Raw genomic sequence first — 14,897 nt, 5'->3', positions numbered from 1 at the left:
CCTGAACGGCTCGCGCATCGGCCCGAGGCGCTCCGGCACGTCAGCCCGACCCCGAACGTCTGGATGGGCGCGGACCGGATTCCTTCACTGCTCGGCGGGACGCCACGACGGGCCGGGCACACGTCCCGGTCGCCGCGGCGGGCCTTGTTCGTGCCTCGGTTCGTCCGGTGGTGTCTGCGGTCGCACCCCGGCGCAGGCAAGGCCCGCACAAGCTACTGCGCGGCGGCGGTGCTACCCGTAGGCGGACGGTTTCCGGAGACTGCCTCTTCGACCCGCGGAGCGGTTGATCCCCCGCGCACGGCGCGCCGGTACTGCATGACGTGGACGACGAGGTTGACCGTGAGCGCGAGCAGGCTCGCCCATGCCGCTCCCGTGGCCTGGAAGCCCGGGATCAGCGCAAGGTTGAGGAAGAGGTTGGACACGGTCAGGGTGAGCGCTGCGGTCCGCAGGTCCGATCCGAGACCTTGCGCTGCGAGGAAGGTGTTGAACAGCCGGGTCACGGCACTGATGACCTGCCCCAGAGCGAGGAGGGGCACCAGCTTGGCCGCCATCAGGAACCCGTCGGAATAGACCAGCCGAACCAGCGGCGCTGCCAGCATGCTCAGCACGGCGGCCGGCAGCGCACTCGCCACCGTCACCGCCGCCAGCCAGGACAGGTGCATACGAGGCTGTCGGGCGAGCCGCCCGAAGAGCGCCGTTGCGAGACCGGCACCGGGAAGCCCGACGGGGAACGCGAGCGATGCGGCGCACATGTAGCAGGCGAACGAACGCGGATCGCTGCCGGCACCGAGCATCAGCATGTCCATGTGGTACGTGCCCATGCTCAGCACCCGGCCGACGTAGGCCGAGAAGCCGTAGTCACGGGCGCCCTGCACCATCTGCGCCATGGAGGCGCGGAGCCCGGTGAACCGGGGTCGGAGGTGGGCGAGCAGCGCTACCCACCCGGTGAGCAGGAACAGGGCGTCGGCCAGGAGGACCCCGGAGGATGTCAGCCGTACCCCCACCGCCGGCATCGCGATGAGCAGGGCCAGGAAGCCCGTCCGGGAGAGTACGGAGGCGACCGAGTAGCAGTGGAGCCGGCCGAGTCCCTGCGCCGTCTGCAGGCACACGAAGTCGAGCGGATAGCCCATGGAGACCAGGGCCACAACCCTCAGAGCCGGCCCCGCGTGCACGTTGAAGCAGGCGTCCACCATCCAGGACAGTGCGAGCACGGTCACCCCGAACAGGACGGACACGGGCACGAAGAACGTCACGACGGCACCAGTGACGCGATGCCGTTCCACCGGATCCGAACGCGCCAGCATCCGAGCCGTCGGCAGGAACAGCCCGAACTCGAAGAACATGGCACTGAAGAGGAGGAGTTGCTTGCCGAACGTGTAGCCCGTGTAGGACTCCACGTCCATGGACCTGGCGAGCAGCGCCGAGGTGGCCATGCCGAGCGCGCCGAGCGTGGCACTCGAGATGGCGAAGCCCGCGGCCTGACGAAACGTCGTGGAGGCGAAGGCCTTCCTGACCCTGGTGCGGTTTTGGACGGCGCCGGCGAGGGCGGAGGTCATGACGCCGGCTTTGCGAGTGGCGTTCCGGCGGCTCGGCCCGCAGCGGTCCGAGTGCGTCGTTCGGCTCCCAGCGGCCCTGCGTTCTCGATCGCCGCCGCCGAGAGTCCGAGGAGCACGGCGAGGGCGATGTTGCTCGGCCCGTAGGGCAGCATCGTCAGTTCGAGAGAAAACGCGAGGTAGGAGAGGACGCCCGCCATCACCGCCGCTCGCAGCACTTGGTGCGTCGGGTCCCTGGGTGCCAGCCGGCCGAGGCGGCGGAGCATCCTGGCGCAGAATGCGCACACGGCGATCAGCGCGGTGAACCCGGCCGCTCCCTGCTCCGCCAGGGACGCGATGAACGAACTGTGCGGGGATTTCACCGACCGCACCCCCCACACCTCCCGGGCCTGGACCCGGCTCTGGGCGTCGACGAACCGGTTGATGCCCACGCCCGTCAGGGGCGCGGATCGCCAGATCTCCACGCCGACCTGATAGGTGGCGAGACGGCCCGCCACATTGTCCGTGTTGCCCATGCGGGTACGGAACACCGCGTTGTCCTGCAACGGCACGAACAGAACCAGCACGGCCAGGGCTACCGCGAGCCCCACGGCCGCAAGTCTGAGCCTGTGCCCGACCCGCAGGCCGAGGCCGATGACGAGGATGACCGGGGCGCAGGCCCAGGCCACGCGGAACAGCGAGACGATCAGACCTGCCAACTGCACGGTGGCGAGCACCGGGCCCACCACCGAGGGCAGCACTCTCGAACGGGTGCCGTGCGTGCGTCCGCTCATCCACCAGAACAGTGTTGCGGCCAGTGTGAGGGCCAGGGTGAGCGCGTAGACCTCCGGGACCGAGTAGGGACCGGACACCCTGACCAGGCCGCCGGCCTCGGAGTCGACTCGCACGGCACCGCCGCTGAGCGAAGCAAGCTCGTACCCGAAGTAGCGTTCCGTGACGCCGAGCACGGCCACAAGCGTCCCGCTCACCATGAGCCCCGCTGCCCACATCCGCAGCTTCCGGGGTGTGTCCGCGGTGCGACGGCAGATGAAGAATGCGGCGCAGGGGAGCAGGACCGCGTCGATGAAGGTCTCGACCGCGCTCACGACATGGGGATGCGTGGTCACGGCTCGGATCAAGAACAGGGCAGCGAACACGACGACGGCGACAGCGAAGGCGCGCACGCTGGGGGCGCTCGGTCTTCTGCCGCTCCGCCTCATGAGGAGCGCGAGAACCAGCGCACTCAGGTACATGCGGTCGAACGTCAGGAGCGAACCCGACCGGGGATAGCGGACGAAGGGGTAGAGGGCCGGTGAAAGGACCACCCACGTCACGCCGGCGACCAGTGGGCTGCGACTGCACAGCAGGGCGAACGCCGTCACCATCACGGAGCCGAACAGCACCACGGTCGGCGTACTCGGCGAGAGCAGGACACCGGCCAGCGCGACGATGCCGGCTGCCGTGTACAGGGCGCTCCAGGCCGCCGACGGGACGAGCCTCATGGATCGGATCGTCCTCACCGCCGCGCTCACCGGGCGCTCCGGACCACGTGGAAGGCGGTCAGTGCGTCGAGGAGCGGTGTCAGGCTCCACCGCGGCGACCTGAGAACCGGGGGTCCCGGAAGGGCGTCGGCGCACGGTGGCTGCATCCGGCCTTGCCCGGGAAGCACCTGGTTGACGGCTGCCAGGACCCGATCCGCGAAACCACGGCGGACGTAGCCGTGTTCCTCCGCCCAGACCGCCACGCGGACGGCGGTCGCGTCGTTGTTCGGGTCACGGCGTGCGCGCCCGGCCCGTGCAGTCCTTGCATTCGCGTAGTAGCGGGGCACTGGGCCGTCAAACAAGTGATCGATGTAGTACCGAATTCCTGACTCGATCACTTCATTCGATTCGAGTCCGAGTTCTCGCGACGCCGCGTCGAGCCGCAGCAGCACATAGCCCGTGTGGAAACCGTCCACCCACCCCAGGTTCGCGGCAGTGCCGTACGGCCATGAGCCGTCGGGGCGCTGCCCTGCCACGGTGACGGACAGCGCCGAGTGTGCAGCATCGGTCAGGCGCGAGGCCAGCGACCGGCACACCCCCTCCTGACGGGCGAGTCGTGCCGCCAGTGCGGCGCCCATGAGGTTCGCGTTGTGGATGAGAGTGCCGGACGCCGGCGTGTAGGAGAAATGACGCCCGGTGTACAGGTGGTCCAGTAGCGCTGCGGCGAGGCTTTCGGCGGCGGCGACGTCCAGCATTCCGGTGTCGAGGCACCCGTCCGCGCAGAACGTGGTGGCGACGATGTTCGGCATCCAGGCCGGGTAGTGTCCCCAGCGCGTCTGCACGTCGAATTCGTAGCTCCACAGCCCCGCATAGCGGCCGCGCAGTTGTCTGGTGGCGGTCCACCGCCCGAGCTGCCGGGCCCGGCCGTGCCAGAGGGGCGACGCAGCGAGACGGCTGCAAGCGGTCGCTCCCAGGCCGCAGGCGGTTGCCGTGCGCAGCGGACGGATCGCAAGCCAGGGGCGGATATCGACCGGGCTTCTCTTCACCGTCTGCAGGAGAACCTGACGCAGCAGGGGCCGGACGGCGAGGGACTTCAGGGGACTTGTAAGACCGTCGTAGGGGTCGGGGCCGGCCCAGCCGCAGCCGTCGAGCAGCTGGAAAACATAATCGGCACGTCTTTCGAGTTCTTCGGGCGTGGTCAGGCCGGTGGTGAATTCAGTATCCGTCAGATTGCTGCTCTGCCACGCGGCCACTGGCACTCCGAAGATCCGTTCGGCTGATTCGGTTTTGAAGTTACGCCAAGTCAGGCTAGTCGGAGAACCTGTGTAACGGCGTTGGGCGACGCACCTTCCCGTGCGACTTCCGAACTCGGAATGCGCCGCAAGGGTGAGAAGCTCTGTTTGCCGAGGCCTCGCGGGGGTCCTGTTCCGTTTGGTGACCCGCCACCACGGGCTCAGGCTTTCGCAGTGTCCGCGAAGCGCTGCCGTCGGCTGTGCCCACCTACGTGCTCCATCAGCGAATTCGAGTGCACCAGGTCAAAGTGCTCGGTGCGCAAGGAGTCGGGAAGTTCACATGCGTCTGCGATCAATCCGGTGACACGGGGGTCTGTACTGGCTTGATCGGCATGGAGGTTGACGCATACCAATTGCGCAGGAAGAACGGGGGCGTGACTCCATGATGCGGGTGTGCCACCCAGGTCCAGCACCCTCATGTCGGCAACATCCGGAAAGCAGCGCAATAGTTCATGAGCACATCACTCGTTGAGTGCAACGCCGCGTGGCGCGCCGAGGGGCCTCGCGTCCTGTCGCCCAGGCAACCCGTCTTCAGGCACGGCCGTCCCCCGGTCCGGCCGGGTCAATACACCTAGTAGGCCCCAGCACCTCCGAGGACGGCTCGGACTGTTCGCGCCAGCACGCCAAGATCCACTGATGGCGACCAGTTGTCCACATACCTCAGGTCCAGCGCGACCGTCTCGTCCCACGAGAGGTCCGAGCGGCCGCTGACCTGCCACAGACCGGTGAGCCCGGGTTTCACGGCCAGTCGGCGCAGTTCCACTTCGTCATAGCGGGCGACCTCGTCGGGCAGCGGCGGACGCGGGCCGACGAGGGACATGTGTCCGAGCACCACATTGAACAGCTGGGGCAGCTCGTCCAGGGAGTAGCGGCGCAGTACTCGGCCGACACGGGTGATGCGCGGGTCGCGGCGGATCTTGAACATCCGGCCGTCCTGTTCGTTGGTCGCGGCCAGCTGCTGCCGCAGCCGTTCCGCGTCGGCGACCATGGTGCGGAACTTGGCCATGGTGAAGGGCACTCCGCCGCGGCCGATGCGTGTCTGCCGGTGTACGACCGGGCCCGGGGAGTCCAGGCGTACGGCGAGGGCGACCGCCGCGAACAGCGGGGCGAGCAGCACGATCAGCAGGGCCGCGCCCAGCCGGTCGGTCACCGACTTCAGCGCCGCGGCGAGCCCCCGCCTCAGGGGCGGGGCGATGTTCAGCATGGTGACGCCGGCGACCGAGAAGACGCCCACCCGGCGTCCGGCCACCTCGGTCACACCCGGCACGACCACCAGCCGGCATCCCTCGCCGTGCAGCGCCCAGGACAGCCGGCGCAGTCGGGTTCCGGCCATGTGCGCCCCCGGTACGACCAGGACCACATCGGCGTGCAGCCGCCGGGCCGCCGCCAGCACCGGGGCGGAGTCCGCCGACATGGGCTGGGGTGTCCGTCGGTCGAGGCGGGCGGCGACGGGGGCCAGTGTCCGCGGGTCCTCGTCGCCGATCGGACACACGCCGACCACGACGAACTCGTGGTCGGTCCGCCGTGCGAGGTGGCCGACCAGACCGTCGACGGCGCTCGCCTCACCGATCACCAGGGCCCGGCGCACGGCCTGGCCGTCGCGGCGCCGCGCCGCCAGGTGCCGGTGGATCAGCGCGTGCACGGCGGCGCTCGTCGGGGCGGAGGGCACCAGGGCGGTGAGCGCGAGGAGGAAGGGGGACTCCTCGCCCGTCGCCGCCCGCACCACCGCGAGCAGTCCGATCAGGACGAGCCAGTCCTGCACTGCGGGGCGGAGGGTGCCGTCCTCACCGAGACGCCGCTTGGCGTAGCGGTTCCGTGAGGTCCGGACGAGCAGCCAGGCGGCGGCCGCCACCATCGCGTACGTCGCGGCACGCGCAGCGACGACCGGTGTGAAGGCCAGCAGTACGGGCCCGGCGGCGCCGACCGCGTCGCCGAGGACGGCGGCCGCTGTGTACCAGACGGGCTTGCCGGAGCGGCGCCCGGCCGGTGGCTGCTCCTGGATGACCCGGGCCCCCGGATGTCGTGCCACCGGGACCTGGGGCATGGTCTCCCCGAACAGCCACATTCGCCCTCCAAACGGAATAAAAGGGGACTAATCGAGTGTGTATGGCTGGCCTTGGAGGAGCGGGGTGCGACGCTGGGCCACGGGCAACTCTCACCCGATGAGCAGACCCCATGCCCGCCGCATATGCCTGCACGGGGGGCTCGGCAACGGGCGAGGGGCCGGGGTCGCCTCTCGCGATCCCGGCCCCTCGGCGGTGTATGAACTGCTGTTACTTCACCGGCTCCGGCTCCGGCTCGCTCTCCGTGTCCGCCTGACCCGCCGGCGGCTCGTCCGCCGGCGTCTTGACGGAGTCGAGGAGCAGCTGGGCGACGTCCACGACCTGGATGGACTCCTTCGCCTTGCCGTCGTTCTTCTTGCCGTTGACCGAGTCGGTCAGCATGACCAGGCAGAACGGGCAGGCCGTGGAGACGATGTCCGGGTTGAGGGACAGGGCCTCGTCGACGCGCTCGTTGTTGATGCGCTTGCCGATCCGCTCCTCCATCCACATCCGCGCGCCGCCGGCGCCGCAGCAGAAGCCGCGCTCCTTGTGGCGGTGCATTTCCTCGTTCCTGAGGCCCGGGACCTTGCCGATGATCTCGCGCGGGGGCGTGTAGATCTTGTTGTGGCGGCCCAGGTAGCACGGGTCGTGGTAGGTGATGATGCCCTCGACCGGGGTGACCGGGACCAGCTTGCCCTCGTCGACGAGGTGCTGGAGCAGCTGGGTGTGGTGGATGACCTCGTAGTCGCCGCCGAGCTGCGGGTACTCGTTGCCGATCGTGTTCAGGCAGTGCGGGCAGGTCGCGACGATCTTCTTCGCCGACTTCGGCTTCTTGGTCGAGGGGTCCTCGTCGTCCTCGCCGAACGCCATGTTCAGGGCCGCCACGTTCTCCATGCCGAGCTCCTGGAACAGGGGCTCGTTGCCGAGGCGGCGGGCGGAGTCACCGGTGCACTTCTCGTCGCCGCCCATGATCGCGAACTTCACGCCCGCGATGTGCAGCAGCTCGGCGAAGGCCTTGGTGGTCTTCTTGGCGCGGTCCTCCAGGGCGCCGGCGCAGCCGACCCAGTACAGGTACTCGACCTCGGTGAGGTCCTCGATGTCCTGGCCGACGACCGGCACCTCGAAGTCGACCTCCTTGGTCCACTCCAGGCGCTGCTTCTTGGCCAGGCCCCAGGGGTTGCCCTTCTTCTCCAGGTTCTTGAGCATCGTGCCCGCCTCGGACGGGAACGCGGACTCGATCATCACCTGGTAGCGGCGCATGTCGACGATGTGGTCGACGTGCTCGATGTCCACCGGGCACTGCTCGACACAGGCGCCGCAGGTGGTGCAGGACCACAGCACGTCCGGGTCGATGACGCCGTTCTCCTCGACCGTGCCGATCAGCGGGCGCTCCGCCTCGGCGAGCGCTGCCGCAGGCACCGAGGCGAGCTGCTCATCGGACGCCTTCTCCTCGCCCTCCATGGTCTTGCCGCCCCCGGCCAGCAGGTACGGCGCCTTGGCGTGCGCGTGGTCCCGGAGGGACATGATCAGGAGCTTCGGGGAGAGCGGCTTGCCCGTGTTCCAGGCGGGGCACTGCGACTGGCAGCGGCCGCACTCGGTGCACGTGGAGAAGTCCAGCAGGCCCTTCCAGGAGAACTGCTCGACCTGGGAGACGCCGAAGACGTCGTCGTCGCCGGGGTCGGTGAAGTCGATCGGCTTGCCGCCGCTCGTCATCGGGAGCAGGGCGCCGAGGGAGGTCTCACCGGTGGCGTTCCGCTTGAACCAGATGTTCGGGAAGGCGAGGAAGCGGTGCCAGGCGATGCCCATGTCGGTCTTGAGCGAGACCGTGATCATCCAGATGAAGGACGTCGCGATCTTGATCATCGCCACGAGGTAGACCAGGTTCTGCAGGGTGCCGACGCTCAGGCCGTGGAAGGCGGCGACCAGCGGGTACGAGGCGAAGTACCCGGCCTCGTAGTGGTCGACGCCGGCCAGGGCGCCCTCCAGGCCGCGCAGTGTCATGATCGCCAGGCCGATGATCAGGATCACGGCCTCGACGAAGTACGCCTGGCCGAAGTTGGAGCCCGCGAACCGGGACTTGCGTCCGGGCCGGGTGGGCAGCGACAGCTGGCGGATGACGATCAGGGTGAGGATGCCCAGCGTCGTCATGGTGCCGACGACCTCGACGAACAGCTCGTACGGCAGCCAGTGCCCGATGATCGGCAGCGCCCAGTCGGCCTGGAAGAGCTGACCGAAGGCGTTGATCAGGGTCACGACCAGGGTGAAGAAGCCCACCGCCACGAACCAGTGCGCGACGCCGACGATGCCCCAGCGGTTCATGCGGGTGTGGCCGAGGAACTCCTTGACCACGGTGACGGTGCGCTGGGTGGGGTCATTGGTACGGGTGCCGGCGGGCACGTTCTGTCCGAGCCGCACGAAGCGGTAGATCTGGCCGATGGCTCGGGCGAACAACGCCACGCCGACCACGGCCAGGACCAGCGACACGATGATCGCGGCGAGTTGCATTTGGGGGCTCCTCGGGCCTGCGAGGGGTTTCCTCCGTCGTACTTCCTGTGTACTCCGAAGGTGGTGATTACTAAGCGGTAACTTATGCAGTCCGTCTGAGACTACCCACTTCTCCCGCCGCACTGTAGTGGGGTGAGCGGTGATCTGCGTCGCTGTGGGAAGCCTCGCTTCCGCTTCAGCGTGCGGTGCGGCTCGCCGGCTGTGCCGGAACGAAGGTCACACGGAACATCTTGGGCCAGAACTTGCCCGTGATGAGGAACTGGTCCGTGCCGGGGACGGCCGCGATGCCGTTCAGGGCGGAGCCGGGGACGCGCTCGCCGGCGTGCAGGAGCCCTGAGGCGTCGATACTCGCGGTCACCACGCCGGTGGCGGGGTCGATGCGCACGAGGCGGTCGGTGAAGAGCACGTTGGCGTAGACGGAGGCGCCGGCGCACTCCAGCTCGTTCAGCGCCGTCATCGGCCGGCCGTCTTCGGTCACGGTGACCTCGCTCGTCCTGGCGAGCGTGCGCGGGTCCCGGAAGGTCAGCCGCGCGGAACCGTCGCTCGTGACCACCCGCTGCTGCGCGCGGTCGAAGCAGACGCCCCACCCCTCGTCCGGGTACGGGACGCGGCGCAGTTCCCTCAGCGTGACCGCGTTGCGCTCGATGGCGACCCGGTCACGCCAGGTCAGCTGCCACAGGGTGCGACCCAGCACGGTGATTCCCTCACCGAAGAGAGGGGCGGGAAGCGTGGTGCGCACCGTGGGCGGTCTGCCCGCGGGCCCGGATCGCACGGAGGACTGGCCGGACAGCCCGGTGCCTTCGTACAGCATGCCGTAGGCCATCTCCAGGCCCTCGGTGAACGCCTTCGGGTCGTGCGGGAGGGTTTCGAGCACTTCGACCCGCAGGCGCTCGGTACGGCGTTCCGTCGCGTGGGAGACCGGGCAGGAAACGAGCAGCAGTGCGCCCGCGAGGAGGACGGGGGCGGCACGGCCCGCCCGCCGCAGAGGCTCAGGCACCGCACGCACCCCCCGGCTTCACCGTGGCCCGCAGCGGTGTCACCAGGGGCTGCCGGAGCAGGGTGGGGGTGCCGTTCGCGTGGGGTTCGAGAAGGTGCAGGACCAGGGTGCGGCGGGAGCCGGCCGGCAGTTCCATATCCAGCGTGAACACCGAGTGGCCGCGTTCGACGCCCTGCACCAGCTGCGCCGGGCGACCGTCGAGGGTGGCGCCGGTGAAGGCCGCTCCGGCCCCGGCGTAGTACGACAGCAGGAGCCGGTTGTCGCCCGGGCGGGTGCGGTAGGGCGGCTTGTCGTCCCGCAGCGTGACGTAACCGGGCAGGCCGGACGCCGGAGCCCGGTTCGTCAGGGTCATGGTCACGGTGACCGCGCGCCGGCCGCCCGAGCAGGCGCCCGCTTCCCAGACCAGGCTCCGGTCCAGGTAGTAGTCCAGCTTGGAGCCCGCCGCGTTGTTCACCACGAGCCCCGCGAAGGGCCCGGGCGTGTTCGGGAGCGTGCCCGAGTAGGGGCGCGTCTCGAGGAGGCTCTGCTCCTCGGCGTGCGCGCTCCACACCTTGAGCCGGCCGTCCCGCTGGGCGTCGTTCAAGGCGACGAGCAGTGCGGGCAGCCGGCTGCTGTCGTCGGCTGCGGTGATCAGTGGCCCGGCGGCGGCCCGGGCGGCGTCCACGAAGAACGCCTTGCGCCGGGCGACGTCGCTGTAGCGCGCGTAGCTGACCCGTTCGGTGAGGTCCACGACGTTGTCGGCGGTGAGCACGGTGCCGTCGGCCATGTGGGCCGGACCGGTGACCCGCAGGAAGCGGCTCAGTGTGACGGGATCGACGGCGATCGCTCCGTCCACGCGCTCGCCGGTGTGCTTGCGCCACGCCGCGGCCCAGATACGGGCCGCGTAGGGGAAGTGCGGGCTCATGTTGGAGTTGGGCCACACGTGGGTGGGGTCGCTGCCGGCGTAGCGGGCGTTGAAGTCGGCTCCCAGGTCGAGGTCCGGCTTCACGGGTTCCATCTCGGTGTTGTTGCCGAACCGTTCGAAGGACAGCCGGCCCCCGTCCGCCCGCAGCAGGGCGAAGGCTCCCGGCAGACCTCCGGTGCCGCGTGCCTCGGCGATGTTCTGGAACGCGAGGAAATAGCGCCGTTCTCCCTGGGCCCCGAGCAGGGGAGGCAGGACACGGGCCGCCACCGAGGCGTCGTTCATCGCGGGGGCGAGGCGGTCGATCTGCCGCGTGAGCACGGCACGGGCACGGTCGGCCGTCGGCAGCCAGGTGGAGGCGGGCAGCCCGTGCACGTCGGCCTGCACCTGGGTGGCGACGTGTGCCGCCCGGACGAGGTCCGGCGCGTGCTGCTGCAAGGACATGAGCGCGCCGGAGATTCCGTCGCCGCGGCCGTCCGACGCGGCCACCGGCAGGGCGCGGGTCAACGGGGCCAGCACGTCCCCGGCCAGCCGGTCGGCCGCGTAAGCGGCGCCGCGCACGGTTCTGAGCGGGTCACCGAGAAAGGGCAGATGGGCAGCGGTGTACCAGGCCGGCCCGGTGGTGAGGCGGTGCGCTCGGGCGGCGCGGGCGGCGGCGGACCGCACCGACTGTTCCCATTGCTGCTTCCGGGCCGGGCCGTGGGCCGGTGCGGCCACCACCGACTGCCGTAGCGCGTCGAGGTTCCGCTGGGCCGCGAGCAGCTCCGAGCGGGCGAGCAGCCCGGTGACGCCGATCCAGACGGCGCCCGCAAGGGGCACGGCCGCACTGGCAAGCAGGATGCACAGCGCACGACGGCGGGCCGCCCTGGGCAAGCGGACGGCGCCCCGGCCGATGCCGGGACGCCGTGTTTCCGCCGTACGGGTCTCCTGGACGGTCATGAACTGCGACGACGGCGTACGGCCAGCATCGTGCCGCCACCCGCCACGAACAGGGCTGCCGCGGTGCCGCCGAGGGCCAGGGCCTTGTCGTTACCCGTCGCCGCGAGGCTCCTGCCGTTGTGGGCCGGGTGCTGGTGCTGGTCGTGGTGCTGATAGTCCGCCGGATCGGCGGCTGCGCCACGTCCATGCGAACCGTTGTGTCCGCCGTCATGTTGGTCGTGATGTCCCGGCTTGCCGGGGTGCCCGGGCTTGTGGGTGGGCCGGTGGGTCGGGCTCTTGGTCGGTGTCGGTGTCGGTGTCGGTGTGGAAGTGGTCCCTCCCATCACAAAGATGGTGACGCCGACGCTCCGGTCGCCGGACGTGAGCCGGAGGACATGCCAGCCTGAAGGTGCCGTCGCCGGGATGGTCACGGTTCCCGACACCGACCCGTCTTCATTGACGCGGAACTGGCCGAGGACGATCGGATCCGACTCCAGCAGCACGGTGATGGTCGTACCGGGGTCGAAGATCCCCGGGGGCGTCCCGAAGTCCACCGAGCCTCCGGCCGTGACCGTGGTGTCGCTGACGGTCACTACGGATCCTGGCGGATACGGCGGCTGGGCGGCGGCGCCCTGCGCCGCGACCAGGGGTGCGGCGACGAGCATGGCAGCCGATGCTGCCGATGCCAGGGCAACCCGCCATCTGCGTGATGCTGTCATCTTCTTCACTCTCCTCGACTTCTGTCCGGGCCACCTGCAGCGTCGGCCGTTATCAAGATCTGCGTACCAAGCCCTGGATACCTGGAATAAATGGGACATACCGACATCTGTTGGCGTGGCGGCCCCCAGAAGCCACCGGATGGTGTAGTTCCGGACCTGCCGGGGCCCGCCACCGGGAGTCGTCCGACCGCCCGACACAGGGGTGGCTCCCCCAGTTGGAGAGTGGGAGTCCCTATCGTCACTGTGTGCAATAGGGAACGAAATGCCCCGCTTCGGGTGGTTCCCTCAGTCCTATGAGGGGTGCAGCTTGGATCTCCACGGATTCCTGAAGGCTCTTGCCAGACGCTGGCCGACCGTCGTGGTCTGCCTGGTTCTCGCGGTCGGGGCGGCTCTCGCCGCGACGAGCTTGAGCACCCCCGTCTACGAGGCCAGGACCCAGCTCTTCGTCGCCACCCGCACCGGGGACGACTCCGCCCAGCTGAATCAGGGGCAGAGCTTCTCGCAGGCGCGCGTGCAGTCGTACGCCGAAATCGTGACCACCCGTCAGGTCACCGCGCCGGTGGTGAAACAGCTGAAGCTGCGCAGCACGCCGGAGGAGCTGGCGTCCCGGATCACCGCCGTCGCCCCCCTCAACACCGTGCTCATCGACATCACCGTCCGTGATACCGCGCCCCGGCGTGCGGCGCGCATCGCCAACGCCGTGGCGGAACGGTTCATTTCGGTCGTCGAGCAGCTGGAGACGCCCAAGCGTCCGGCCGACACCAAGCAAGCCAGGAAGAAGGGTGCGGGCGGTGACGACGCGCCCGTCTCACCGGTGTCCCTGGGTGTCACCCAGGAAGCCGTCGCCCCTGTCGTTCCGGTCTCGCCCCGCCCGCTGCTGAACCTGGGCGCGGGCGTGCTCGCGGGGCTGCTGCTCGGTGCCGGGCTGGTCGCGCTGCGGGAGATGCTCGACACGACGTTCAAGACGGGCGAGGCGCTGGGCGAGTTCCTCGCCCTGCCCGGCCTCGGCACCATCCCGTACGACCGAAACGCCCCCAGGCGACCGCTCGTCAGCACCGACGGGCACTCCAAGCGGGCCGAGGCCTTCCGCAAGCTGCGCACCAACCTGCAGTTCTCGCAGGTCGACGATCCGCCGCGGATCATCGTGGTGACGAGTTCTGTGCCCGGGGAGGGCAAGACCAACACCTCGGTCAACCTCGCCCTTTCGCTCGCCGAGGCCGGCGTGTCCACCTGCCTGGTGGACGGCGACCTGCGCCGCCCGAGCGTGGCCTCGACCTTCGGTCTCGTCCAGGACGCGGGGCTGACCACGGTGCTCATCGGCCAGGCGCGCATCGAGGACGTCATGCAGCAGGTCGCCGGCGGGCTCTCGGTGCTCGCCAGCGGCGCCGTACCGCCGAACCCGACGGAGCTGCTGGCCTCGGCGCGTATGGAGGAGGTGCTGAGGGAGCTGGCGGACATCTACGAGGTGGTGATCGTCGACACCGCGCCACTGCTGCCGGTCGCCGACACCGTGGGGCTCGCCTCGCTCGCCCAGGGCGCTCTCCTTGTCGTGCGCGCCGCGAAGACCAGCCGGGACCAGGTGCGCACCGCCGCCGAGTCGCTGGAGCGCGTGGGCGTACGCGTCCTCGGCACCGTCTTCAGCATGGCCCCGGTCTCCAAGGGTGGCCGCTACGGCGGATACGGCGCCTACGGCTACGGGGGCTACGGCGAACTGCCCGCGCCCCGTGCGTCGGCTCAGCTGACGGAGGCGGCCGCACCCGCGGGCACACGTGTGACAGGTCGGCGATGACCCGCATCCTCTTCGTCTGCACGGGCAACGTGCACCGCTCGGTACTCGCCGAGCGGCTGCTGGCCGCGCGGCTCCCGCCCGGGTCCTCCCTGCGGCCGGAGAGTGCCGGCACGGAGGCCTGGCACCGCTCTCCCATGGAGGACACCACCAGGGCGGTACTGGAGGAGCTGGGCGGTGACGGCTCCGGGTTCGTCTCCCGCCCGCTCACGGCCCAGCTCGTCGCGGAAGCCGCGCTGGTCCTGGGGCTCGCGCGCGAGCATCGGGAGGCGGCGGTGCGGCTCGCTCCGTGGGCGATGCGGCGCTGCTTCACGCTGAGGGAGTTCGTGCGGCTCGCGCACGAGTGCGACAGGGGGGTGGGCGGTTTCGAAGCCGTGGTGGCGGCCGCCGCCGCCCGCCGGGGGGCCACGGCCCCCGTCCCGCCGGCCGACGACGACATCCCGGACCCCTGGGGCAGACCCCGGCAGGAGCTGTACGAGTGCGCCCGGGAGATCGACGGGGCGGTGAGCGGGATGGCCCGGCTGTGGGGCATGGGCGAAGGGGGTGCATCATCGATGGGGGGACGAAACGGGTCGGAAGAGAGAAACTCTTCTCTTTCCCCTCTTTCGTGATCCCCGCCGACTCCGTGGGTCCTGCAGGGCCCGGGCGTCACTCGGCTTTTGCATAGGGGTGCGCTCGGGCTCCACCCCTGCCACCTGCGGTGATTCCCTGATTGCCGAACATC

At 69.8% G+C, this 14,897-nt stretch carries 10 protein-coding genes; 2 read left to right on the top strand and 8 right to left on the bottom strand.

Translation table 11 applies throughout. The features are described 5' to 3' along the window. Window positions 1–212 precede the first annotated feature (212 nt). The 8 genes from ACIRC0_RS17345 to ACIRC0_RS17310 all read right to left on the bottom strand — a co-directional run bounded on the left by ACIRC0_RS17345 (window position 213) and on the right by ACIRC0_RS17310 (window position 12,333). Complete coding sequence (locus tag ACIRC0_RS17345) at window positions 213–1,556, bottom strand: lipopolysaccharide biosynthesis protein (RefSeq protein WP_403617002.1); 1,344 nt, start codon at window positions 1,554–1,556, stop codon at window positions 213–215. Continuing rightward, entirely contained in the window at window positions 1,553–3,034 is a 1,482-nt protein-coding gene (locus ACIRC0_RS17340) for an O-antigen ligase family protein (RefSeq protein ID WP_403617001.1), read from the bottom strand. Before ACIRC0_RS17340 ends, ACIRC0_RS17345 begins: the two co-directional genes overlap by 4 nt. 26 nt (window positions 3,035–3,060) lie before the next feature. Beyond that, a complete protein-coding gene (locus ACIRC0_RS17335) occupies window positions 3,061–4,266 on the bottom strand; it encodes a hypothetical protein (protein ID WP_403617000.1) in 1,206 nt (401 codons plus the stop codon). Between the two features lie 610 nt (window positions 4,267–4,876). Then, on the bottom strand, window positions 4,877–6,370 hold the full coding sequence (locus ACIRC0_RS17330; protein ID WP_403616999.1) for a sugar transferase: 1,494 nt from the start codon (window positions 6,368–6,370) through the stop codon (window positions 4,877–4,879). 208 nt (window positions 6,371–6,578) lie between these two features. Beyond that, entirely contained in the window at window positions 6,579–8,852 is a 2,274-nt protein-coding gene (locus ACIRC0_RS17325; RefSeq protein ID WP_403616998.1) for a (Fe-S)-binding protein, read from the bottom strand. Between the two features lie 175 nt (window positions 8,853–9,027). Next, complete coding sequence (locus tag ACIRC0_RS17320; protein WP_403616997.1) at window positions 9,028–9,849, bottom strand: glutaminyl-peptide cyclotransferase; 822 nt, start codon at window positions 9,847–9,849, stop codon at window positions 9,028–9,030. Then, window positions 9,842–11,689 (bottom strand): DUF4012 domain-containing protein, encoded by a 1,848-nt coding sequence (locus tag ACIRC0_RS17315; RefSeq protein ID WP_403616996.1) that lies wholly within the window; start codon window positions 11,687–11,689, stop codon window positions 9,842–9,844. The genes ACIRC0_RS17320 and ACIRC0_RS17315 overlap by 8 nt, the downstream gene beginning before the upstream one ends. Continuing rightward, window positions 11,686–12,333: a hypothetical protein gene (locus ACIRC0_RS17310; protein ID WP_403616995.1), complete on the bottom strand. Its 648-nt coding sequence runs from the start codon at window positions 12,331–12,333 to the stop codon at window positions 11,686–11,688. Before ACIRC0_RS17310 ends, ACIRC0_RS17315 begins: the two co-directional genes overlap by 4 nt. Before the next feature lie 361 nt (window positions 12,334–12,694). Here ACIRC0_RS17310 and ACIRC0_RS17305 point away from each other — a divergent pair, with 361 nt between their 5' ends. Further along, a complete protein-coding gene (locus ACIRC0_RS17305) occupies window positions 12,695–14,176 on the top strand; it encodes a polysaccharide biosynthesis tyrosine autokinase (RefSeq protein ID WP_403616994.1) in 1,482 nt (493 codons plus the stop codon). Continuing rightward, window positions 14,173–14,784, top strand: a complete 612-nt coding sequence (locus tag ACIRC0_RS17300; RefSeq protein ID WP_403616993.1) for a low molecular weight phosphatase family protein — start codon at window positions 14,173–14,175, stop codon at window positions 14,782–14,784. The genes ACIRC0_RS17305 and ACIRC0_RS17300 overlap by 4 nt, the downstream gene beginning before the upstream one ends. Window positions 14,785–14,897: the final 113 nt, after the last annotated feature.

The organism is Streptomyces sp. NPDC093984, from assembly GCF_044764595.1.
Classification (GTDB): Bacteria; Actinomycetota; Actinomycetes; order Streptomycetales; family Streptomycetaceae; genus Streptomyces; species Streptomyces cynarae.
Note: the sequence above shows the minus strand (reverse complement) of the source record. Positions and strands in the feature narration are given on the sequence as shown.

Excerpts from the sequence above, each read along its gene's own strand:
- ACIRC0_RS17300 (WP_403616993.1), top strand. The coding sequence starts at position 14,173 with ATGACCCGCATCCTCTTCGTCTGCACGGGCAACGTGCACCGCTCGGTA.
- ACIRC0_RS17325 (WP_403616998.1), bottom strand. The coding sequence starts at position 8,852 with ATGCAACTCGCCGCGATCATCGTGTCGCTGGTCCTGGCCGTGGTCGGC.
- ACIRC0_RS17310 (WP_403616995.1), bottom strand. The coding sequence starts at position 12,333 with ATGCTCGTCGCCGCACCCCTGGTCGCGGCGCAGGGCGCCGCCGCCCAG.
- ACIRC0_RS17315 (WP_403616996.1), bottom strand. The coding sequence starts at position 11,689 with ATGACCGTCCAGGAGACCCGTACGGCGGAAACACGGCGTCCCGGCATC.
- ACIRC0_RS17345 (WP_403617002.1), bottom strand. The coding sequence starts at position 1,556 with ATGACCTCCGCCCTCGCCGGCGCCGTCCAAAACCGCACCAGGGTCAGG.
- ACIRC0_RS17340 (WP_403617001.1), bottom strand. The coding sequence starts at position 3,034 with ATGAGGCTCGTCCCGTCGGCGGCCTGGAGCGCCCTGTACACGGCAGCC.
- ACIRC0_RS17330 (WP_403616999.1), bottom strand. The coding sequence starts at position 6,370 with ATGTGGCTGTTCGGGGAGACCATGCCCCAGGTCCCGGTGGCACGACAT.